The organism is Pseudomonas sp. RC10, from assembly GCF_038397775.1.
GTDB lineage: Bacteria > Pseudomonadota > Gammaproteobacteria > Pseudomonadales > Pseudomonadaceae > Aquipseudomonas > Aquipseudomonas bambusae.
In genome coordinates this window covers 3,385,631-3,406,574 of record NZ_CP151650.1, presented here as the reverse complement: position 1 = coordinate 3,406,574, position 20,944 = coordinate 3,385,631, and the positions used below count along the sequence as shown (strand labels likewise).

The 20,944-nt window shown below is 61.3% G+C and carries 23 protein-coding genes, 1 pseudogene and 1 riboswitch; of the genes and pseudogenes, 5 read left to right on the top strand and 19 right to left on the bottom strand.

Features of this window, described 5'->3' with window-relative positions; translation table 11 throughout:
- Nucleotides 1–3 precede the first annotated feature (3 nt).
- Complete coding sequence (locus tag AAEO81_RS15715; RefSeq protein WP_341964668.1) at nucleotides 4–168, bottom strand: hypothetical protein; 165 nt, start codon at nucleotides 166–168, stop codon at nucleotides 4–6.
- Between the two features lie 58 nt (nucleotides 169–226).
- Nucleotides 227–784, bottom strand: coding sequence for an ATP-dependent Clp protease proteolytic subunit (locus AAEO81_RS15710; RefSeq protein ID WP_341957619.1), 558 nt, complete (start codon nucleotides 782–784; stop codon nucleotides 227–229).
- A 356-nt stretch (nucleotides 785–1,140) separates the two neighbouring features.
- Between AAEO81_RS15710 and AAEO81_RS15705 the strand changes: the two genes are divergently transcribed.
- The 5 genes from AAEO81_RS15705 (at nucleotide 1,141) to AAEO81_RS15685 (ending at nucleotide 6,335) form a co-directional block, all read left to right on the top strand.
- Entirely contained in the window at nucleotides 1,141–2,136 is a 996-nt protein-coding gene (locus AAEO81_RS15705; RefSeq protein ID WP_341957618.1) for an aldo/keto reductase, read from the top strand.
- Between the two features lie 119 nt (nucleotides 2,137–2,255).
- Nucleotides 2,256–2,975: an aspartate/glutamate racemase family protein gene (locus tag AAEO81_RS15700; RefSeq protein WP_341957615.1), complete on the top strand. Its 720-nt coding sequence runs from the start codon at nucleotides 2,256–2,258 to the stop codon at nucleotides 2,973–2,975.
- Nucleotides 2,976–3,157: 182 nt separating this feature from the next.
- Nucleotides 3,158–3,367, top strand: a riboswitch (cobalamin riboswitch).
- A 120-nt stretch (nucleotides 3,368–3,487) separates the two neighbouring features.
- On the top strand, nucleotides 3,488–4,507 hold the full coding sequence (locus AAEO81_RS15695; RefSeq protein ID WP_341957613.1) for an ABC transporter substrate-binding protein: 1,020 nt from the start codon (nucleotides 3,488–3,490) through the stop codon (nucleotides 4,505–4,507).
- The gene (locus AAEO81_RS15690) at nucleotides 4,504–5,544 is read left to right on the top strand and encodes an iron chelate uptake ABC transporter family permease subunit (RefSeq protein WP_341957611.1); all 1,041 of its coding nucleotides are present in this window, start codon (nucleotides 4,504–4,506) and stop codon (nucleotides 5,542–5,544) included. Before AAEO81_RS15695 ends, AAEO81_RS15690 begins: the two co-directional genes overlap by 4 nt.
- Nucleotides 5,541–6,335, top strand: a complete 795-nt coding sequence (locus AAEO81_RS15685; RefSeq protein ID WP_341957609.1) for an ABC transporter ATP-binding protein — start codon at nucleotides 5,541–5,543, stop codon at nucleotides 6,333–6,335. The genes AAEO81_RS15690 and AAEO81_RS15685 overlap by 4 nt, the downstream gene beginning before the upstream one ends.
- Nucleotides 6,336–6,404: 69 nt before the next feature.
- Here the strand turns inward: AAEO81_RS15685 and AAEO81_RS15680 are convergent, their stop codons facing one another.
- The 17 genes and pseudogenes from AAEO81_RS15680 to AAEO81_RS15600 form a co-directional block, all read right to left on the bottom strand.
- Nucleotides 6,405–6,755: a type III secretion protein HrpV gene (locus AAEO81_RS15680; RefSeq protein ID WP_341957607.1), complete on the bottom strand. Its 351-nt coding sequence runs from the start codon at nucleotides 6,753–6,755 to the stop codon at nucleotides 6,405–6,407.
- A 2-nt stretch (nucleotides 6,756–6,757) separates the two neighbouring features.
- Entirely contained in the window at nucleotides 6,758–6,964 is a 207-nt protein-coding gene (hrpT, locus tag AAEO81_RS15675) for an HrpT family type III secretion system protein (protein ID WP_341957606.1), read from the bottom strand.
- Nucleotides 6,961–9,066, bottom strand: a complete 2,106-nt coding sequence (gene sctC / locus AAEO81_RS15670) for a type III secretion system outer membrane ring subunit SctC (protein WP_341957604.1) — start codon at nucleotides 9,064–9,066, stop codon at nucleotides 6,961–6,963. The genes hrpT and sctC overlap by 4 nt, the downstream gene beginning before the upstream one ends.
- A gap of 1 nt (nucleotide 9,067) precedes the next feature.
- A complete protein-coding gene (locus AAEO81_RS15665; protein ID WP_341957602.1) occupies nucleotides 9,068–9,499 on the bottom strand; it encodes a type III secretion protein in 432 nt (143 codons plus the stop codon).
- Nucleotides 9,486–9,710 carry a type III secretion protein gene (locus tag AAEO81_RS15660; RefSeq protein WP_166594299.1) on the bottom strand — a complete coding sequence of 75 codons (225 nt, stop codon included), beginning with the start codon at nucleotides 9,708–9,710 and terminating at the stop codon, nucleotides 9,486–9,488. The genes AAEO81_RS15665 and AAEO81_RS15660 overlap by 14 nt, the downstream gene beginning before the upstream one ends.
- Nucleotides 9,711–9,868: 158 nt before the next feature.
- Nucleotides 9,869–10,699, bottom strand: coding sequence for an IS3 family transposase (locus AAEO81_RS15655; protein ID WP_341964544.1), 831 nt, complete (start codon nucleotides 10,697–10,699; stop codon nucleotides 9,869–9,871).
- Between the two features lie 8 nt (nucleotides 10,700–10,707).
- Nucleotides 10,708–11,016, bottom strand: coding sequence for a transposase (locus tag AAEO81_RS15650; RefSeq protein WP_341957599.1), 309 nt, complete (start codon nucleotides 11,014–11,016; stop codon nucleotides 10,708–10,710).
- A gap of 772 nt (nucleotides 11,017–11,788) precedes the next feature.
- Entirely contained in the window at nucleotides 11,789–12,364 is a 576-nt protein-coding gene (sctL, locus tag AAEO81_RS15645) for a type III secretion system stator protein SctL (protein WP_341957596.1), read from the bottom strand.
- Nucleotides 12,365–12,387: 23 nt separating this feature from the next.
- On the bottom strand, nucleotides 12,388–12,936 hold the full coding sequence (locus AAEO81_RS15640; protein ID WP_341957594.1) for a type III secretion protein: 549 nt from the start codon (nucleotides 12,934–12,936) through the stop codon (nucleotides 12,388–12,390).
- A complete protein-coding gene (sctJ, locus tag AAEO81_RS15635) occupies nucleotides 12,936–13,739 on the bottom strand; it encodes a type III secretion inner membrane ring lipoprotein SctJ (protein ID WP_341957592.1) in 804 nt (267 codons plus the stop codon). The genes AAEO81_RS15640 and sctJ overlap by 1 nt, the downstream gene beginning before the upstream one ends.
- A gap of 10 nt (nucleotides 13,740–13,749) precedes the next feature.
- On the bottom strand, nucleotides 13,750–14,124 hold the full coding sequence (gene sctI, locus AAEO81_RS15630; RefSeq protein ID WP_341957591.1) for a type III secretion system inner rod subunit SctI: 375 nt from the start codon (nucleotides 14,122–14,124) through the stop codon (nucleotides 13,750–13,752).
- A gap of 38 nt (nucleotides 14,125–14,162) precedes the next feature.
- Nucleotides 14,163–15,248 (bottom strand): type III secretion protein HrpZ, encoded by a 1,086-nt coding sequence (locus tag AAEO81_RS15625; RefSeq protein WP_341957589.1) that lies wholly within the window; start codon nucleotides 15,246–15,248, stop codon nucleotides 14,163–14,165.
- A gap of 53 nt (nucleotides 15,249–15,301) precedes the next feature.
- Nucleotides 15,302–15,610, bottom strand: a complete 309-nt coding sequence (locus AAEO81_RS15620) for a hypothetical protein (RefSeq protein WP_166594294.1) — start codon at nucleotides 15,608–15,610, stop codon at nucleotides 15,302–15,304.
- A 653-nt stretch (nucleotides 15,611–16,263) separates the two neighbouring features.
- Nucleotides 16,264–16,425 carry a hypothetical protein gene (locus AAEO81_RS15615; RefSeq protein WP_341957586.1) on the bottom strand — a complete coding sequence of 54 codons (162 nt, stop codon included), beginning with the start codon at nucleotides 16,423–16,425 and terminating at the stop codon, nucleotides 16,264–16,266.
- A gap of 314 nt (nucleotides 16,426–16,739) precedes the next feature.
- On the bottom strand, nucleotides 16,740–17,651 hold the full coding sequence (locus AAEO81_RS15610) for a sigma-54 dependent transcriptional regulator (RefSeq protein WP_341957584.1): 912 nt from the start codon (nucleotides 17,649–17,651) through the stop codon (nucleotides 16,740–16,742).
- 85 nt (nucleotides 17,652–17,736) lie between these two features.
- Entirely contained in the window at nucleotides 17,737–18,684 is a 948-nt protein-coding gene (locus AAEO81_RS15605; protein WP_341957582.1) for a sigma 54-interacting transcriptional regulator, read from the bottom strand.
- Nucleotides 18,685–19,833: 1,149 nt separating this feature from the next.
- Nucleotides 19,834–20,868 (bottom strand): annotated as a pseudogene (locus tag AAEO81_RS15600) (transglycosylase SLT domain-containing protein); the annotation flags it as partial.
- Nucleotides 20,869–20,944: the final 76 nt, after the last annotated feature.

Below are 20,944 nucleotides of genomic sequence, written 5' to 3'. Positions count from 1 at the left end.
TAGTTATTCGTCCGGGTCGATCAGCGGCACCGTGGCGTCCCGGTCGAACTGCGAACCCGGGTCTTCATTGCCGGGGTCATTATCGACGTCCACTTCAACCTCTTCTTCGTCCAGCGGAACAGCGCCACGGGGCACGGCGTCCGGGGTTTTGTGCGAATGAGTGTGCATGGCAAGTTCCTCGTGTCAGGCGGGTTCTGTGGCGACCCGGTGTGTGGATGAGTTGAGCTTAGCTGGCGCTGACCGTCCAGTGCGTGGCGCCTTCGGGAAACTGCAACTGCTCGACCCGGTGGGCAATGCCGCAGGCCAGGGAGTCTTCGGCCCGAATCACCTTTTCCTCCGACGACAGACAGCGGCCAATGTCCAGCGGGGTCACTGCGCCGTCGGTCTCGCTCAGATAGATGTTCACGTACCGTTGCAAGTCGTTATCCAGGCTGCGCAGGTATTCGCGGATGCGTGAGTGATCCACCGAGCTCTGGTTGAAGTACCAGCTCATCGGGTGGATGAGAAACCGGGAGTGAGGACAGACGATGCGCTCCTCGGCGGCGAGGTAGATGACGATGCCCATGGATTCGATGTTGCCGCTGTTCAGTGCGCGAATCGGCACCTTCAGCGACTTGAGAAAGTTGTAGATCGTGAAGCCCAGGGCCGTGCTGCCGCCTGCGGTGGAGAGGTTCAGCAGCAAGCCGGTCGCCCCTTTGTCGAGGGCTTCCAGACAGCGGTCGCGGAAATGCTCGGTGGTGGTCTGATCGACCCCACAATGGAAATGGACGATGTGTTCGCTCATCGACGGCCCTCCCTTTCCGGTTATCGACACGGTGTAATGGGTTGGAAGGCGCGCAGACCGCAAAAGTTGCATGGTGCCGTGCTGCTCAAGCGGAGGGGATCGTCCGCCACAGGGTGCCGAGTCGAGAAACCTGTAGGAGCGAATTCATTCGCGAAAGGGCTGTACAGTCGACACTTCTCTAGCGTCTGAACCCTCTTCGCGAATAAATTCGCTCCTACAGGAGGAGTTCTGCGGCGTGGTGTGACACGTATGCCCGCCCTCCACACGAACCATAGAACTCCTGCCGCACGGCATGATCTGTACAACACGCCGGGCATTTTTTCCCGGCACTCCATGACCCCGGACAGGACACTTTCATGAGTCTGCACGACAAGATCATTGGCCGCCTCGGCTTTGGCGCAGCGCCTCTGGGCAATATGTTCCGCGACATCAGCGAAGACGAAGCCGCCGCCACGGTGCAATCGGCGTGGGATCAGGGCATCCGCTATTTCGACACCGCGCCGCTGTACGGCTCGGGCCTGTCCGAGCAACGGCTGGGCAAGGCGCTGGCCCATGTGCCGCGCGACGAATACACCCTCAGCACCAAAGTGGGCCGGTTGATTTCCGACGAACTGGACAGCGAAACCCGCAGCGGCCCGTTCAGCGACGGTTTGAAAAACAAAATCCTCACCGATTATTCCGGCGACGCCACGCTGCGTTCCATCGAGGCCAGCCTCAAGCGCTTGGACACCGATCGGCTGGACATCGTGTTCGTGCACGACATCGCTCAAGATGCCCACGGCGATGAGTGGATCGAGCATTTCAACATCGCCCGCAAAGGCGCTTTCCGCACCCTCACCCGACTGCGCGAAGAAGGCGTGATCAAGGCGTGGGGCCTGGGCGTGAACCGGGTCGAGCCGTGCGAGCTGACGCTGGACCTGAGTGAAGCACAACCGGACGGTTTCCTGCTGGCGGGCCGCTATTCGCTGCTGGACCACGACCAGCCGCTGCAACGCCTGTTCGCCAAGGCCCGTGAGCACAACGCCGAGTTCGTCGTGGGCGGGCCCTACAGCTCGGGCGTGTTGGTGGGCGGCAAGCATTTCGAGTACCAGGAAGCGCCGCAAGCGATGCTCGACAAGGTCGCGCACATTCAGGAAATCGCCCGCCAGTACCAGGTCGATATCAAATCGGCGGCGCTGCAATTCGTACTGGCCAACCCGCTGGTGGCGGCGGTGATTCCTGGCGCGAGCCGGCCCTCGCGAATCATCGAAGACGTCGCGGCGCTGAATGCCCAGGTGCCGGACGGCTTCTGGCAAGCGATGCGTGATCAAGGCTTCATTGCGCCGCAGGCTCCGGTGCCGATGAAGGATTGAAGATCCACCCGAGACGTCGGCGAACGGTTCGACGTCTCACCCGCCGAATTCCAAGGTGGCGCGGTTTTCGCTTCAGCGGTAGGCATGTATCCCATGATCACCGCTTGAGACCCGCCCCCATGCGCATTTTGATCGTCAACGTGAACACCACTCAATCCATGACCGACACCATTGCCGAGCAGGCGCGCAGTGTTGCGTCACCCGGTACGGAAATCATCGGCCTGACGCCACGTTTTGGTGCGGAATCGGTGGAAGGCAATTTCGAAAGCTATCTGGCGGCGATTGCCGTGATGGACCGCGTGCTGTCCTACGATCAGCCCTACGACGCGGTGATTCAGGCCGGGTATGGCGAGCACGGGCGCGAAGGCTTGCAGGAATTGCTGGACGTGCCGGTGGTGGACATCACCGAAGCCGCGGCCAGCCTGGCGATGCTGCTCGGGCATAAATATTCGGTGGTGACCACGCTGGACCGGACGGTGCCGCTGATCGAAGACCGCCTGAAACTGGCCGGTGTGTTCGAACGCTGCGCGTCGGTGCGAGCCAGCGGCATGAGCGTGCTGGAGCTGGAAGAGAGGCCGGACCGCGCACTGGAGGCCATCGCCGGGCAGGCGGTCGAGGCGGTGACGCAGGACAAGGCCGAGGTGATCTGCCTGGGTTGCGGCGGCATGGCCGGGCTGGACCAGCTGATTCGTGACCGTGCGGGCGTGCCGGTGGTGGATGGCGTGACGGCCGCCGTGGCGCTGGCGGAGTCGCTGGTGCGATTGGGATTGAAGACCTCCAAAGTGCGGACGTATGCGAATCCGAGGCCGAAGAAAGTGATCGGCTGGCCGTTAAAATAAGGGGCCTGTAGGAGCGTGGCTTGTCCCGCGATCGGCGGGGAACCCGTCGCCAAATCGGTATTCGCGGTGCCTCAGATGAAATGCATTTGACGGATGACGACGACTTCGTCGCCGATCGCGGGACAAGCCACGCTCCTACAAGGGTTGCGAACGCCGAGTGGTCGCCTGTATCGGGCAAATCGTTTACCATCGCCGCCGCCGGTTTCCACTCGGAATTAATAGGGAATCCGCGAGCCGTGCCCTGTGTCATCGGGCGCGCTCAAACGGAACTGTCCCCGCAACTGTAGGCGTCGAGCCGTGCTTCCTGTTTGCCACTGGGTTACCGCCCGGGAAGGCCGAAGCACGGTGATGAAGCGCCAGTCAGGAGACCTGCCGGCAAGCGTCAATCATTCACCGGCGGGGTGTCCGGGAAGGACTCCCGTGCGCGGTGCTTGCCTTTATTCTCCGCCAGCCGTTCGGGTGTGCTTTCCAGTGCCTGTTTCGTCGATCACAGGCTCACTGGAGAAACCCCAATGTCGCTGCGCCGTTTTGCTCCCTTGTTCACCAGTCTGACGCTGTCGAGCGCAGCGTTCATGTCCCCCTCCGCTTTGGCTGCACCGACCCACTACCCGTTGACCCTCGACAACTGCGGCGTGCCCCTGACCTTTGCCCAGGCGCCTCACAAAGCCGTGACCATCGGCCAGGCCGCCACCGAAATGCTCTATGCGCTGGGCCTGAGCGACCGGGTCATTGGCACTTCCCTGTGGTTCAACGACACCCTGCCTCAATTCAAGGACGCCAACGCGAAGATCGAGCGCCTGGCCGACAACGCGCCGAGCTTCGAATCGGTGATCGGCAAGCACCCGGACTTCGTGCCGGTGCAGTTCGAATGGATGGTCGGTCCGCAAGGTGCGGTCGGCACGCGACAGCAGTTTCACGACCTGAAGATCCCGACGTATATCCTGCCGTCCGACTGCGAAGGCAAGAACAACCTGGTCGGCGCTGACGGGACTCGGCTTGAAGCGTTCCGCATCGACGCGCTGTACAAAAGCATCGCGCAACAGGCGGAAATCTTCGACGTTCAGGATCGCGGTCAGCAACTGATCGACGGCTACAAGGCCCGTCTGGCTCAGGCCATCGAACACGCCAAGGCCCATGACGCGAGCAAGGTTTCGGCGGTGTTCTGGTTCTCCAGCCCGGACATCAACACCGACCCGTACGTCGCCGGGCGCAAAGGCATTCCGGGATTCATGCTCGACACCCTGGGCATGCGCAACATCATCGATTCGGACGAAGAATGGCCGACCGTGGGCTGGGAAACCATCGCCAAGGCCAACCCGACGATTCTGGTGATCGCGCGCATGGACCGTCGCCGCTTCCCCGCTGACGACCACGAAAAGAAACTGGCCTTCCTCACGTCCGACCCCGTGACCCGCAACATGGACGCCGTGAAAAACAACCGCATCGTGATCATGGACGCCAGTGCGATGGAGTCCAGCGTTCGTCTGTTCGACGGCATCGAGCAATTGGCCAAGGCCACTGAAACACCATGAACCTCCTGAACATCGCCCGCTGGCTGGGCCATGCCCTGTGGGTCAGCGGCTTGCTGGTGCTGGCCGTGATTGCGGGCGTGGCCATCGGTGAGACCTCCATCAGCCTGCCGGTGATCTTTCAGGTGCTGGCGAACAAGCTGTGGGCGGCGGGTTATGCGGTCGATCCCATCGATGAGGGCATTGTCTGGAATTACCGGCTGACCCGAGCCATCGTCGCGGCGGCCTGTGGCGCGGGCCTGGCGATGTCCGGTGTGGTGCTGCAATCGCTGTTGCGTAACGCGCTGGCGGACCCGTATCTGCTGGGCATTTCCGCCGGGGCGTCGACCGGCGCGGTATTGGTCGCGATCATCGGCTTGGGCGCCGGGGCGATTTCCTTATCGATGGGTGCGTTCGTGGGCGCCATTGCCGCGTTTGCCTTGGTCGCGTTGTTGGCACGGTCGTCTCGGGCCTCGGGCAGCCAGGCGGTGACGGGGCAAATCATCCTCGCGGGGATCGCCGGGTCGCAGCTGTTCAATGCGCTGACGTCGTTTCTGATCACCAAATCTGCCAGCGCCGAACAGGCCCGGGGCATCATGTTTTGGCTATTGGGCAATCTCAGTGGCGTGCGCTGGACCTCGGTGGCGCTTTCCGTGCCGGTGGTGCTGCTGGGGCTGGCGGTGAGCCTGTGGCACCGGCGTTCGCTGGATGCATTCACCTTTGGTGCCGACTCGGCGGCTTCGCTGGGGATTCCGGTGCGTCGGGTGCAGACCCTTCTGATCGCCACCGCAGCGTTGGTGACGGCAGTGATGGTATCGATGGTCGGCTCCATTGGCTTCGTCGGTCTGGTGATTCCTCATGCCGTGCGCATGGTCGTCGGGGTGCGGCATGCGCGGCTGTTGCCGTTGAGTGCCTTGAGCGGCGCACTGTTTCTGATCGCCGCCGATGTGCTGTCGCGGGTGCTGATCAAGGGCCAGGTGCTGCCCATTGGCGTGATCACGGCCCTGGTCGGCGCGCCGGTGTTTGCACTGATTCTGATGCGGGGAAATCGCGCCCGATGAACGCTTCTGTCGAACAGGCCGCCAGCGTGCTCAGCGCGGTCAATCTGAGCTACAGCGTGAAGGGCGCGACGTTGCTCAGCGGCGTGTCATTGTCGATTCGGGCGGGGGAAAACCTCGGCGTCGTGGGCCCTAACGGTTCAGGCAAATCGACCCTGATCAAGTTGCTGGCCGGGTTGCAGACGCCCACCTCAGGTGAGGTGCTCCTGCACGGGGAACGGCTGTCTGCCATCCGCCGTCGCGACATGGCGCAGCGGATGGCGGTGGTCGAGCAACAGGCGGAGACCGGCGATTCGATCAGCCTGCTTGAAGCCGTTGAATTGGGCCGTACGCCATGGTTGTCGGCGCTGGCGCCGTGGAGCGTGGAAGACGACCGAATCGTCAGTGAGGCGATTGCTGATGTGAGCCTTGAGCCCCTTCGTCATCGGGCCTGGCACACGCTGTCGGGCGGCGAACGGCAGCGGGCGCACATTGCCAGAGCATTGGCGCAACGGCCGCAGATCCTGTTGCTGGACGAGCCGACCAACCACCTCGACATTCAGCAGCAACTGTCGATTCTGCACCTGGTGCAACGCCTGCCCGTGACCACCGTCATCGCCCTGCACGATTTGAATCAGGCGCTGGCCTGTGACCGGTTGGCCGTGATGGACCGGGGGCGACTGGTGGCGTTGGGGTCGCCGTTCGAGGTGCTGACGCCAGAGCGATTACGGGACACATTCGGCGTGTCGGGGCATTGGTTGACCGATCCGTTCGACGGGCAGCGGGTGTTGCGCTTGCGTACACACATGGCCTGAATCACAGGGGTGTCTGACACCCCTCGATTCTCACAGTGGATCGCGGTGCTGCATTGAATGGCGCAGGCCTCAATCCCGCAAATGCTCCAACCCCGCCAACATCAATTCATGCTGGCGAATGCTGTCCAGGCTGGTGGAGGATTCCGAGGCGTCGGGCACGGCGTGCCAGACCACGAAATCCCGCTGCACATCGAGAAACAGGAAATACTCGTTGAACACCTCAGCCTGCGAAAAGCGCCGCTCCAGCGCGTCGCGCAGTTGCTCGGGGCGCAGGGCGCGGCCTTCGATGTGCAGAGCGATGCCCCAATCCCGGTGCTCTCGACGGCTGACGAAGGCGATGCCGGTTGCCACTGGCCAGATGGCCGCGCGTTCTGCGGCGACGTGGGCGTAGAACGCTGCCTTTTCCGATACCCGAATCATGCTCAGTCCTTTAATGGCACAACGGTGAAGTCTTGCTCGTGGTCCCGCTCGTCGATGCCCTGGCGCATGTCCGCCGGCCACCAGATCACCAGCTCACGATCGTTGGAATCCGGGCGTTTGCAGGCGTAGCCCGAACAGCCCGAATGGCTCGCGCAGCCGCCCAGGGTGGCGAGCAGCACGAGCAGGATGACGTAGCCGCGCAGGTTCATCGTGTGGCCCCCTTGAGCAGTGATGGACGGTTTTTGCCGGACTTGGTCGAGACCTGCGGCTGGCGGACCGCGATGTAGATTTCACTCTCCGCACCCGGTTGCAGCCAGGCATGGGGCCAGGCGCTGACGCCCATTACCCAGCGGCCGCCGCAACGGCTTTCGTCGATGCGCACCGGTTTCGCGGTGGTGTTGTGGGCGACCACCACGGCGATGCCCCAATCCTTCTTCGCAAACCACTGCGAACGTTGACGGTCCAGTTCCAGACCCGCACCGGGGTCGCACAGGCTGTCGGCTTCGAACGGCAGCGCCTCGCCACTGTTGAAGCCCACCGGCGCCACGCCATCGAGCAACTGCGTGAACGCGTTCTGCACGTCGCCACGGGTCGGCTCTTCACCGCCGTCGCGGCGCTGCTTGATGCGCTTCATCTGATCGTCAACGTCGTGGGGATTGCTCAGCTCGACGTAACGCGAGGGGTTGACCTGATCGCCAATCAGACGCGGGGTCAGAATGAACAGCCGCTCACGCTGGTTGGTTTCCCGGGTGCGATTCTGGAACAGCAGCTTGCCGATCACCGGGATGTCTCCCAGCAACGGGATCTTGTTGACCTTGTCATTGGTTTCCAGCCCGTGGAAACCGCCGATCACCAGCGAACCGTGCTCGGCGATCACCGCCTGCGTGCTGACGTTGCCCTTGCGCACCGCTGGCTGATCTTCGTTGATGTTGGAGGTGTCGATCTGTCCGTCTTCAATGTCGACGATCAACTGCACCTGAGAACTGCCGCCCTTTTCCAGCGAGCGAGGGATCACCTGCAAGCTGGTGCCTGCCGTGATCGGTTGAATGTCCGCCACCCGCTCGGACGTCGCCGTGAGGAATTCGGTGCGGCTGAAGTCAATCACCGCCGGCTGGTTTTCCAGGGTCAGGATCGACGGGTTGCCGATCACCGACGCCGCGCCGTTGCCTTCCAGCGCGTGCAAGTCGGCAGCGAATTTGCCGGCGTCCTGAATGAACAACGTCGAGCTGGTGCCCTGGGAGAACAGATTCGCCCCGCCGCTGACGCTGCCGGAATTGAAATTCCAGCGGCTGGACAGCTCGGCCAGTTCGTTGCGGTCGATGTCGAGGATCACCGCGTCGATCTCGATCAGGTTGCGCGGGGTGTCCAGCTCCTTCACCAGCTTCTGGTACATCGCCTTGCGTTTCGGCAGGTCGTAGATCAGCACCGAGTTGTTGCGCACGTCGGCGCTGACGCGGATTTTCGAGCGCCCGCTTGCGCTGTCACGGGAACCACTGCCGCGTTTGCCACCGGAACCGAGCACGCGGTCCAGCCCTTGCTCCAGCGCATTGGTGTCGAATCCGCCGCCTTCGAGGCCGCCGTAATTCAGACCGGCCGAATTGTTGCCCGCCATGCCGCTGGCGGTGCTGCCCTGCCCTTGCACCAGATTCACGCCGTTGATGGACTCGCCCCGGGAGCGGCTTTCCAGCAGTTCCTGAAGAATGCTCGCCACCCCGGCCACGGTCAGTTGCTGGTCGCGGTAGCGGATGGTGCGGTCGGCGGCGTTGGCGTATTTCAGCGGCAGCACGACGATGTCCTGCTTCTCGGCTTTCTCCGGCGCTTCGACCTTTTTGCTGTAGGTGCGAACGAAATCGACGTACTTGGCCGGGCCACGGACCAACACCACGCCTTCGTCGGGCAATGCGCCCCAGCCGAAGCGTTTGTCCAGCAACCCGACGTCGGACAGCGCCTGCTGCAAGTCGTCCACCGCCTCCGGGGACACTTCGATGCGCGCCGAGGTCTGCTCGCTAGTGGGGCTGACGTACAGGGTTTCGTTGTAGACGAACCACTGGAAGTGGTGTTCCTGGCCCAGACGGTCGAGGAATTCCTGCGGGTTTTGCGCCCGGATGCGACCGTCGAGGGTGCCCTGAATCGGCGCCATGTCCAGGCCAATGCCGAATTCCTTGGCGAAATCCTTGAGCGCGGTGGCCAGGTCGGTTTGCCGTGCATCGTAGGCGTAAGCCGTGTGTTTCCAGGCATCGGGCACCGCTGCCAGCGCGGGCATCGCGACGCCAATCATCAGCAGAGGCAACCACATTAAGGCCTTGCGCATTTCACACTCCCGGTTGCCAGGTATTGAGGGTTGCGCGAGGCGACGACAGGGCCGTGGCGTGGCGCATGGAGGTTTGCATCAGGCTGAGCATCGCGCCGCGCTGGTTGGCCAGCTGTTCGAGGCGATTGAGGGCATCCGCCGACGTGCAGGGATTGGGCAGCCAGCTGAGCAGTACGACGCAGCGGGTCTCGGGGTCGATGGCCAAGGCACCGAGGCAGTCGCAGGCGACGCTGGCACCGCCCTGCCCCAATAACGCTTCCAGACGCTGAGGGTCGCTGCCGTCGTAGGGATCGAGCAGGTCGAGGCTGATGCGGAGACCGTTTCCGTGCACCGCCAGCCGGGCGTTGGCGTCGTCGATCCAGCAGTCCAGCGGCGTGAGCGGACGTTGCTCACACCACTGGGCGAGGATCGCCGTGAACTCACTGAATTCCATCGATGATCGCTTTGGTGATGCCGTGTTTGGCGCGCAGCCCTTCGTTGAGGATCATATTCGCCACGTTGGTTTGTTGCGACGCGTCGTTGAACGCCTGAAGGTCTTCCATCGTGCCGCTGTCGGACGCGGTTTCAGCGGCGTCTTCCATGTCGCTCTGGGCGCGGCTGTAGGAATGATCGAGGTGGTTTTGCAGTGATTTGAAACTGATCATGGGGACGACTCCAACGTGAAGGTTCATCCCCTGAGTGGAAACACGCCGCGCTCCGGTTCCCTGTGACGTGACAAAAAGGCTTTAGACGCGTGTTGTAATCGTCTCCACTACCAGCAAGCTTGTTCTGGTCAAGTCTTTCCGGACACCGATTACGGTGATCACCCCGCCTGCAGCTCCATGGCTATCGGCGACAGGTAATTGTTATAGCTGTGGAGCCTGATTCGGTTGTAACGCATGAAGAAGCTGGTCATGTCCCGTCTAGCTTCTTCGATTTCTGAGTAGCCCTTGGCAGGCACCCATTCTGACTTGAGCGTGCCGAAAAATCGCTCCGTTGGTGCGTTGTCCCAGCATTGCCCCCTGCGGCTCATGCTTTGCGTGATCCCATGCTCAAGCAGCTCGGACTGGAAACGCTGGCTGGTGTATTGGCAGCCTTGATCTGAATGGAACATCAAACCCGACTGTTTACCTCGAACCTCCACCGCCATTCTCAGTGCCTTGCTCACCAGGTTGGCGTCATTGATCAGAGAAAACGCCCAGCCAACGATTCGGCGAGCGAACAGATCAATGACCACTGCCAAGTGATACCAGCGCTTCCCGACCATCAGGCTGGTGACGTCGCCACACCAGACCTGATTGACTCCTGTTGGCTTGAAGTTACGTTCGAGCAGGTTCTTGGCGACAAAGGCCTCGACACCTCTGGAGCGATACTGATGGCGGCGGCGCTGCCTGCTGGTCAGATTTGCCTCCGCCATGAGTTTCCCAGCCAGATGTCGCCCTACCTTGATCTGTAGCGCCTTCAAGGACTGAGAGATCATTCTCGCACCTGCACTTTCCCTGCTTTCCCTATGCAATTGGACGACCTGGGCCTTGAGCGCCTCACGCTTGGCATCAGGCAACGAACGGCGATGAAGCCAGTCATAGAACGCGCTTCGGGAAACGCCAAGAGCGCAGCAAAGCTGGCTGGTCGGATACGCACCTGACTCTCTCAGTTCCTCAATCAGGAAAAACGATCGGGATCCGACATCAAGAGAGCGGTAGCCTTTTTTAAGATTTCGGCCTCGGTCTCCAGGCGTTTGATTTTGGCGCGTAACTGCTGGAGTTCTCGCTGCTCGTCGCTGATCGCTTTGGTGCCTGCCAAAGGCTGGCCTTTCTGGCGCTCTTTACGAACCTGATCCACCCAGCGGCGCAGAGCCGTTGGGCCGACGTCCATCGATGCGCAGACGTCAGGAACCGAACAGTTGTCGTCAAGAACCATGCTGGCAGCACGTTGCTTGAACTCGCGGGTATAGGTTTTTCGCTCTTGCATGGAACCTCCTGAATGGGCGAATCATATCGCCCTTAAGAGGTGTCCGGGATCATTAGGCCAGTTCAGCTGTGCTGCTACGGAAGGTGGGGTGTTCAGGATAATGGGGCGCGGCGAAAAACCTGTAGGAGCGAATTTATTCACGAAACGGCGGTGCAGCCGACACTTCCGGGTTGAACGTACTGGCCTCTCGCGAATGAATTCGCTCCTACAGTTGAAACCCAGTCAGCCTCAGCATTTGGCAGCGCCGCCGATTACCTGTAGGAGCGAATTTATTCGCGAAGCGGCGGTGCAGCCGACACTTCTGGGTTGAATGTCCTGGCCTCTCGCGAATGAATTCGCTCCTACAGTTGAAACCGAGTCAGTCTCAGCATTTGGCAGCGCCGCCGATTACCTGTGGGAGCGAATTCATTCGCGAAGCGGCGGTGCAGCCGACATTTCTGGGTTGAATGTACTGGCCTCTCGCGAATGAATTCGCTCCTACAGTTGAAACCGAGTCAGTCTCAGCATTTGGCAGCGCCGCCGATTACCTGTGGGAGCGAATTCATTCGCGAAGCGTTGGTGCAGCCGACATTTCTGGGTTGAATGTACTGGCCTCTCGCGAATGAATTCGCTCCTACAGTTGAAACCGAGTCAGGCTCAGCATTTGGCAGCGCCGCCGATTACCTGTGGGAGCGAATTCATTCGCGAAAAGAAGTACAGGCGACGCAGATCGAGTGCCTGTCCGAGCCCTTCGCGAATGAATTCGCTCCCACTGTGGAGAGCGTTGATGCACCTACGCGTCTTGCCCCAACAGCCCGCGTTTCAGGCTGGTCCAGTCAATGTCGAACGCGCCGTTGGCGTCGCTCAGGCGCAGGGTTAGCGGCGGCATGAGGGGGTCGGCCTTGAGTTGCCAGTGTTCCGAAAACCGGCTTTGCGCGAGCCAGTCCCGAAGTTCGTCGAGCTGATCGGGGTGCGCGCTGAGGGTGGCGACGGCTTCATGGCGTTGGCTGTCGGCGAGGTTGCGGATCAGCACCCGTGTCCGCTCGGCCAGCGTGGTCTCGTCCAGCAGTCGGGCGAGCGTGATGTTGAGCAAGTCTTCGACAGCGCTCATCGCTTCTTGCTGCAACGTCTGCCGCTGCTGCTCGAACGCGTCCAGAAAGCCGTTGGCCTGTTCCCAGAACTGCATCAGCGCCTGGTCTTTTTCCCGTTGCGCCTGTTCGCGGGTGTCCGCAAGGATCTGCTCGGCTTCCTCGCGCGCATTGCGCAATACGTCCCCGGCGAGCTGGATATCGGCCAAGTCGTCCCGCCGCAGAATGGTGTCGAGCAGCACATCGGAAGAAGCCAGGGCGAGGCGGCGTTTGGCGAGCATGTCGAATTCCCGGAGAGAAAGAGTCAGGGTGTGCTGGCGCGCCAAACGACGGATTGCCAGAGCGTGTGCAATTTGCCGACGGGCATCTCGATCACCGCGTCAGGCACGGCGCCAGGTGCCCAGTTCAAGCGCAACCGGGACCAGCAATCCTCGCCCACCCAGGCCGCCAACAATTCACGAGGATCGTGCACGGAAGCGTCGAGCCAGACGCCAGGACGCAACGCCTTGGCCACGGCGCGGCACCAGCGCTCATGAGGGGATTCATCCGTCACGCGCCCCAGGCATATGCTCTGTGCGAGGTGCAGCGCGGCCTGCTGTTGAGCGGGATCGAGCGTCAACCATTGCAGCACCGGCTCAACCGGCGCGGGAGGTTGACTGGGCGCAATCCCGACGCTGTGCAAAAACGCGCCATGCCGGGTGCGCAACACCCCCGACAGCTCCGACGTTGGCAGCCCGCTGTCCTCGGCGAATCGGGCCAGCCAGTCGCCGTGCGCCCATTGCCAAGGCGCGCACCACCACTGAATCCAGCGCTGATCCGCGTCCGCCATCGCAGCGTGCGTTGCGTTTTGCATCACGCCCGCACCGGCAGGTTAGAACCCTCGTCGCGACGCAGGCCGATCCGCTGCAACAGCGCGTTGCGCCAGTCGCTGCGCAGGATCAACACCAGCAACAGGATCAGCACCAGCCCGACAAACGGCGCCGCCCATAGCATGCTTTTCCAGAAGCCCAGGTTCGCGCTGTCCACCAGAAACGGCCCGAAATTGACCAGCCGTTCGGTGTCCTGAAACTCTGCCGCGGGCACGAACACGATGGCGAATTTCTTCGAGTCCAGCGGCTCGCCGGACATCCCCGGAATGCTGCTGGCGACCATCTGCTGAATGCGCCCGCGCACGCTGTCGGGGTCGAGCGCTGAGGTGTGCTTAATGAACACCGCCGCCGATGCGGGCTGGACCGGCTCGCCCGGCGCGACCCGTTCAGGCAGCACCACGTGAACCCGGGCCACGATCACGCCGTCGATCTGCGACAGCGTCGCCTCCAGTTCCTGCGACAAGGCGTAGATGTAGCGGGCGCGCTCTTCCAGCGGCGTTGAAATCACGCCTTCCTTCTTGAAGATTTCACCCAGGCTGGTGCGCGAATGCCGAGGCAAACCGGCGGCGTCGAGAATGCGCACGGCCCGGTTGATGTCGGCGGTGGCGACGGTGATCACCACCCCGGTTTTCTCCATGCGTTTGCGCGCATCGATGTGCTGATCGGCGAGGCTGGCCACCACATCGTTGGAGTCCTGCTCGGACAGACCGCTGAACAGGTCGGTCTCGTCGCTGCATCCGCTGAGCAGCAACATCAGGCACATCAGACCCGCAGTCAGATACTTCACGCCAGACCCTCTATTGCAGGTTGGTCAGCTTGTCGAACGCCTGAGCGCTCTTGTTGACGACCTTGGTGGTCAACGCCATTTGCAACGAATACTGCGACAAGGATCGGCTCATCTGCGCGATCTCCAGCGGGTCGTCGGTGGTGGAGGCCTTTTTCATCTTGCGCGCCGCCTGCTGGGAAAACTTGTCCATGGTGCCCAGTCGCTCGGACAAGGCACTGGCAATCTGTTCGGAAAGGTGGCTCTGCTGCAGCGCCATGTCGGGGCGCATGGCCGCATTGAACAGATCGACGTCCGCCTGCGAAGGCCCGCTGACCAGTCCTTGATCAAGGTGTTGCTCAAGATCGGGGGATGGCGATTTGAGTTGATTGACGTTGGAAACGGTCACGGGTGCTCTCCGGCAGACGGGTCGATACGAAAGCTCTATCAGGAAACGCTGTTATTGCCTGATCCGAGCAGTGCCTGGACGATGGCGTCGGCGGCCTGGCCCAGACTGTTTTGCAAGTCGTGTTGCGCGAACAACGCGTTTTGCGGCGCACCGTTACCGGTGGCGCCGGCGCCATTGCCGTTGTTGCCCTGGCTGGCTTCGAGGCCTTTCTCGATCAGGCCGCTCAGCAGCTGACCAAGGTCCTGGGCCACGCCCTGGCTGCCCGAATTGCCCGGCTGCACGGCATCGTTCGCAGGAGAGCCTAGGCCGCTGCCGACGTTGTTACCCGCGCCATTGCCAGTGCTGGCGTTGAGGCCCTGTTGCAGCAGACCGCTGAGCAACTGGCCCAGGTCCTGAGCAGGATTGCCGCTCAATGCGCCTTGGCCACCGGTCGGGTCCGCCGCCAGCGTGCTGCCCGTCGGACTGCCCGCGCCGCTGCTGGCATCGGCAACGCCGCTTTGCTGCTGATCCAACTGGCCACCGAGCATGTCCAGTGCGGCACGGAAGGCGCTGGTTTCGCTCTTGTCGAGGTAGTTGTCTTCCTTGAGCTCGTTCTTCCACGACCCGGAATCCGGCGCGGGGAATTTGCTCGGGTTCTGGTCCATGAACTGCGCGACCTTGTCCAGCATCGGCATGTCATCGGAGGAAAACTTCGTTCCATCACCCTGCTTGCTCAAAAGGTCATCCAACGAAGCTTTACCCAGGCCGTTCAGCACTTGGGACATCAGGTCCGGCTTGCCCGCGCCACTGCTGGCGCCGCCGCCCAGGCCGAAGTCCGCCGCCGCGCCGAAGTTGTCGCCCAGCTTGTCTTTGATCACGTCGCCCAAGGCTGCCTTGATCATGTCCGGCGAGCCGCCGACCATCGCGGCCAGAGGGTTCATCTTTTTCATCTGGTCGCCGACCATTTTGCCGAGCGGCGAATCCTGGTCCAGGTGACCGTCCTTGGTCAGCGCGCCGGCGAGCTTGTCGATGACGTCCTTGAGCGACTGTTGCGGCCCTTGTTGACCGCCGATCCCGCCGGTGGACACGACGGTGCCGATGTGCGCGTTCTGCAGCGGGTTGATACTGGCGTTGAGACTTAGCATGAAACCTCCAATGTCAGGGGGTTGCCCCCTTTTTCAGGGGGCGCTCTGAATGATCAGTAGCTGATACCTTTGGCGTTTTGCGCCTCGGCACTGATCGCCTTGTTCGAGCTATCTTCCTTGCCGGAACGGATGGCGCTGAGGACGTCGTTGGTTTGTTTCTTGATGTCGGCGTCGGTCTGCATGGCGATCAGTCGTGCAGAGCTGGCGTCGGATTTTTCGGTCGCGGCGTTTTGCGCGGCTTCAGCCTTGGAGGGTGCGGCGGAGTCGGTGATGCTGCTTTCCTGCTTGATGCTGGACAACGCGCCAGCGGCGCCTTGGGTGAGGTTGCCGATCATCGAGATTGGGTTCATACCTACGGCCATGTCGATTACTCCTGGGTCATCACCAGCGGAAGTGCTTGGTGCTGATAGGTGGTAACGGGGGTGGGATCGGTTCCATCAGAGGTTTGGAAATTTTTTTGTTGGCTTTTAGATCGTGGGGATATCCGATGCTGCGGTAACGGCTAATTACGGTTCCGCTCTTACAGCGGGTTCTGCCTGGGGGCAGAAGGTTTCGCCTTCGGCGAGTTACTTGGAAAAGCACCCCAAGTAACCAAGGGTGCCTGCTCCTGGCTTGGCCCTCCTTCGTCGGGTTCCCTCACTCCGACGACGCTCCGTGGGCCCGCCGCGAAGGGCCATCCATGGCCCAGCGCGGCTCTCGCGGCATCCATGCCGCTCGACCCACTCCGCGCCGCCTGCGCTCGGCCTGCACCCAAGTCGCGTTCTGCGGTGATTGAGCCATTGCGTAGGAAGATCAAAAGCCACAGCCAAAGCCAAAGCCAAAGCCAAAGCCAAAGCCAAAGGCAAGCGACGCGTCTGACTCTTTTACGTTGGGCGCAAATCTGTGTAGCTCCACCATCCCCCTGTGGGAGCGAATTCATTCGCGAAGGGATCTGGCAGACGACAGAGCTGCGTCGGATGTACCACCTTCGCGAATAAATTCGCTCCTACAGGGGCTCTGCGGCGCTCCTGAATCTTCACCAATCCAGGCAGACCGCGTTCGCTGCCGTCGTAACCTCCGGCGTCTCCCACAAGGACAGCGTCCAGATTCCAGGGCGAAGTTCGCCCTTGCCCTTGCCCTCGACATTACTCTCGCTCTCGCTCTCGCTTTCGCTTTCGCTTTCGCTTTTGATCTTCATACGCAATAGTTCAGACACCGCCGAACGCGACTTGGGTGCAGGCCGAACGCAGGCGGCGCGGAGTGGGTCGAGCGGCATGGATGCCGCGAGAGCGCCGCAAGGACATGGATGTCCGTTCGGCGCGGGCCCACGGAGCGTCGCCGGAGTGAGGGAACCCGACGAAGGAGGGCCAAGCCAGGAGCAAAGCGTTTTTGGTTACTTTTGGCTGGGCCGGCATTCCGGGCGCTCTTGCCAAAAGTGACCCGCCGTAAGGGCGGAACCGTCAGCAGCCGTTACCGCAGCAACGGATATTCACACACCTCGAAAAAACACCCTCAAACATCCAACTCCTTCATCCGGTGATAAAGCGTCCGCCGGGGAATGTTCAGCTCCTGGCTCACCGCATCGATGCTGTTGTTGTGCCGCTTCAACGCCGCCTGGATCAACACCTTCTCGATCACCCGCATCTGCGATTTCAACCCCGTCGACGACTCGCCCTCTTCCCCAGGCTCCTCGCCCAACAACGGAAACCCCAGCACAAACCGCTTGGCGGCCGACTTCAGCTCACGAATGTTTCCCGGCCAGTCATGGTTCAACAAGACGTGCCGCAACACCGTACTCACCTCCGGCATCACCCGCCCCGACTCACGGGCGGACGACAGCGCGAAGCGCCGAAACAGCGGAATGATCCGCTCACGCTGTGCCCGCAACGGCGGCAGTTTCAGCGTCAGCACGTTGAGCCGAAAATACAGGTCCCGGCGAAACCGCCCCTGTTCCACCAACTCATCCAGCGCGTGCTGCGCCGAGGCGATCACGCACACATCCAGCGCAATCGACGTCGTCGACCCCAGCCGTTCAAGCTCACGCGTTTCCAGGACCCGCAACAGCTTGGCCTGAAGACTCAACGGCATGCTGTCGATTTCATCCAGGTACAACGTCCCGCCCTGCGCGGCTTCGATGTAGCCGACCCGGGACCGGTCCGCACCGGTGTAAGCGCCGCTGACCACGCCGAACAATTCGCTCTCCGCCAGCGTCTCCGGAATGGCCGCGCAGTTCATCGCCACGAGACGCCCCTTACGCCCCGACAACCCGTGGATGCGCTCCGCCACGGTGTCCTTGCCGGTGCCCGTCTCCCCCGACAGCAGCACATCGATGCCCAGCTGCGAAATGCTCTGGGCAATGACTGTCAGGTTCGGCACCTGTTGGTCATCGGCGGGTTCATCATCAAAAGAATCGTAGACACTCATCCCCAACCTCTGGCAGTTCACGCGCCTGCAAGCGCCGGTCGCTGCGGGCGGGCCGAGCGATTCGTGGGACAACAGGCGTCAGGTGTTACGAAAACAGCGGATCGGATACCGCGAGGCAGCTCAGGCCCAGTTCTTTCATGCGGTGGTACAGGGTGCGCCGGGGAATCTCCAGCTCCTGAATCACGGCATCGAGGCTGTGTTTGTGGCGCTTCAACGCGTCCTCGATGAGCATCTTTTCGATCACCCGCAACTGGGTTTTGAGGCCGGTTTCAGGATCACGATCCGGTTCGATGTCGGCACCCAGCAATGGGAAACCGAGGACGAAGCGCTTGGCCGCCGACTTGAGTTCGCGAATGTTGCCGGGCCACGCGTGGCTCAACAGCACTTGCACCAGACCGGTGTCCAGTGAAGGCACCGAGCGGTTGAAATCGCGGGCGATGGACTGGGTGAACTGGTCGAACAACGGCAGGATCTGTTCGCGACGGTTGCGCAAGGCTGGCATCTGGATCGTCAGCACATTGAGGCGAAAGAACAGGTCGCGGCGAAACAGCCCTTGTTCCACGAGTTCATCCAGCGGCCGTTGCGCCGAAGCGATGACCCGCAAATCCACGGGAATGAACGCGGTGGAGCCCAGGCGTTCGATCCCGCGGGTTTCGAGAATGCGCAGTAACTTGGCTTGAAGGCTCAGGGGCATGCTGTCGATTTCGTCCAGGTACAACGTGCCGCCGCAGGCCGCTTCGATGTACCCCTGACGTGATCGGCTGACGCCGGTGTACGCGCCGTTGACCACACCGAACAACTGGCTTTCGGCGAGCGATTCCGGGATTGCCGCGCAGTTCATGCCGACGAAGGCACCGGTCCGACCCGACAGTTCATGAATGGCCTTGGCCAACGTGTCCTTGCCGGTTCCGGTCTCGCCGCACAGCAGCAGGTCCATGCTCAGACTCGCTGTATTCAACGCTATCTGATGAACATCCAGCGTTGTATTTGCCCCTAAAGATGCCCAGCCGCTTACATCGATTTCGTCCTTCATCGATACCTCTCAAATTGGGTGCAAGCGAGTTATTAGTACCACGCATTACAAAGGCAGCAATAATTAATTTTAGTTCCCGCGCTTGATGAGAACAGGTTCACAAGGTTCCCCGGTGATATCAATATGACTGCACTCTTCCGCGCAACTAATACATGCACAGCCCCTTTCAAACGCGTATTTAAATTTAAGACTTGCCTCGCGCAAGACAATGTTTTAACAGGGCATCGATTGCGCAAAATAATTCTCATCGCCTATCACAATAGATTAACAATCAATGGGTTATGCTACATTTCAGTGCGCCCAGCCCTCGGTTTTCTTGTGCTCGCCTGAAAACCATCACCGGCCGTCAGCGATCTAAGTTCAAACGGCTATCAGTTCTGCAAGTAACATTGTTGTGTTTGAAGTTGAAGAAGCGCTCATTTATCGATTCGTTGATACTCACTTTCTGAATACAAAGTGACTACTGCTCCCTTTCAACTCCCCTGGCTTAGCTTTAGAGTTAGCGCGGCACTTTAACTCATTCAGTCGCGGCAACTTAATAAAGTTACGCACACTTTATTTACGCCGTTTAAACATTCGGAAATCCAACTAAGGCCATTCGGATTTCCGAACGGTGCTTTATCCATTCAGCCACTCCGGCTGAACACCCTTGTGTTCCGGGGGTTTGCGTGGACGCGACGTGGCCGATTTCCGCCACCTGAGGACCGCGACGCGGCCTTTGTTTCTTGTTCGTGTCGAATGCGACACAACTAAGGACTTCCCATGCAATGACGAGCGGCGAGCTGTGATAGCGAGGCATTCGCGAAACAAATACTCATGCGATGTTTCAAGATATTTCTGAAACACGATAAATCCCTCTGTATCAGCAAGGGTACAGGGGTGCGAAAAAGTTCACGGCGTATGCCACGATTTAGATGAACGAATATATGGCCCGGCGACACCACAGCAGGCTTGAAGCGCTGAATGCCTGCCTCAGGAAGGTTTGTATCCGTACGGTTACCCACACGCTTTTTTGTAGCGGTGCACCGAAGCGGGTCACGGCGATCGGTGGAGCGAGTTCCGCCCTCAGGGCGACAACCGGACGGACGGCGATACCGGCGAGAGGGTCGCCGCAAGCGCTTCGCCTGACGCCTGTGACCCGTACGGGCCCATTTTCGCAAGGCTGGCGGACAGTTGCTGCACCTGATCCCTGGGCACCAGCAAATGCGTCGGGCCATCCAAAGTTTTCTTACGCAGGAAAGCCGGATTCAGGCCCAGCAGCACCGCTTCGTCCACCCCGGCGCTGGCGGCCAACTGGCTGAGGTCTACAGGGCGGGTCAGTTCGATGGCGGTGAAATACGGGGCATCGGCCACGGGGCTGAGCTGGACGCCGTACACCTCCGGTTCGCGCACCAGCATCGACAGTGCCAGCAGGCGCGGCACGTAATCCTGGGTTTCTTTCGGCAGGTTCAGGTGCCAGTAATCGGCGGGCAGCCCCCGCAGTTGGTTGGCTTCGACGGCCCGGCTGACGGTGCCCTCGCCCGCGTTGTACGCCGCCATCGCCAGCAACCAGTCACCGTTGAACTGGTCGTGAAGGCGTGTGAGGTAATCCATGGCCGCCTTGCTCGACGCCACGACGTCGCGGCGCCCGTCATACCAGGCGGTCTGGCGCAGGTTGAAGTCGCGCCCGGTGGCGGCCATGAACTGCCACAACCCTGCCGCGTCCTTGATCGAATTGGCTTTGGGGTTGTAGGCGCTTTCGACGATGGGTAGCAGCGCCAACTCCGCAGGCATGCCGCGCTGGTCCAGGCTTTCGGCGATGAAGTGCAGATAGGGGCTGGCGCGCAGGCTGGCGTTGCGCAAGAAACCGGGATTGCTCAACAGCCAGTCACGCTGGCGGACGATGCGCGGGTTCTCCCCCGTGTCGTCCACCAGGCTGAACCCCTGCCCCAGCCGTCCCCAGATATCACTGCCGTCATACGCCGCCGCCATGACGCGAGGGCGCGGACGGACGCTGATGTCCGGCGACCGATTGAGCCCGGCCACCAGTCGCGGAGTGCGCTCGACCGAAGGCGGCAACGGATAACCGAGCACCTCATGGTCGAGGGTCTGGCAACCGGCGCAGAGCATGGCGAGGGCCAGCGAAGCGAAACGGACATGGCGAACGAAAGTGGGCCCCAAAAGCGGGGTCGAGGCAGGTGGCATGGGGGGCGGGTCCTGAGAGCGATTACCCTAGGTGGCCCCCGCGCCGAAGCGGTTCCATGCCATAGATGCAGATCGG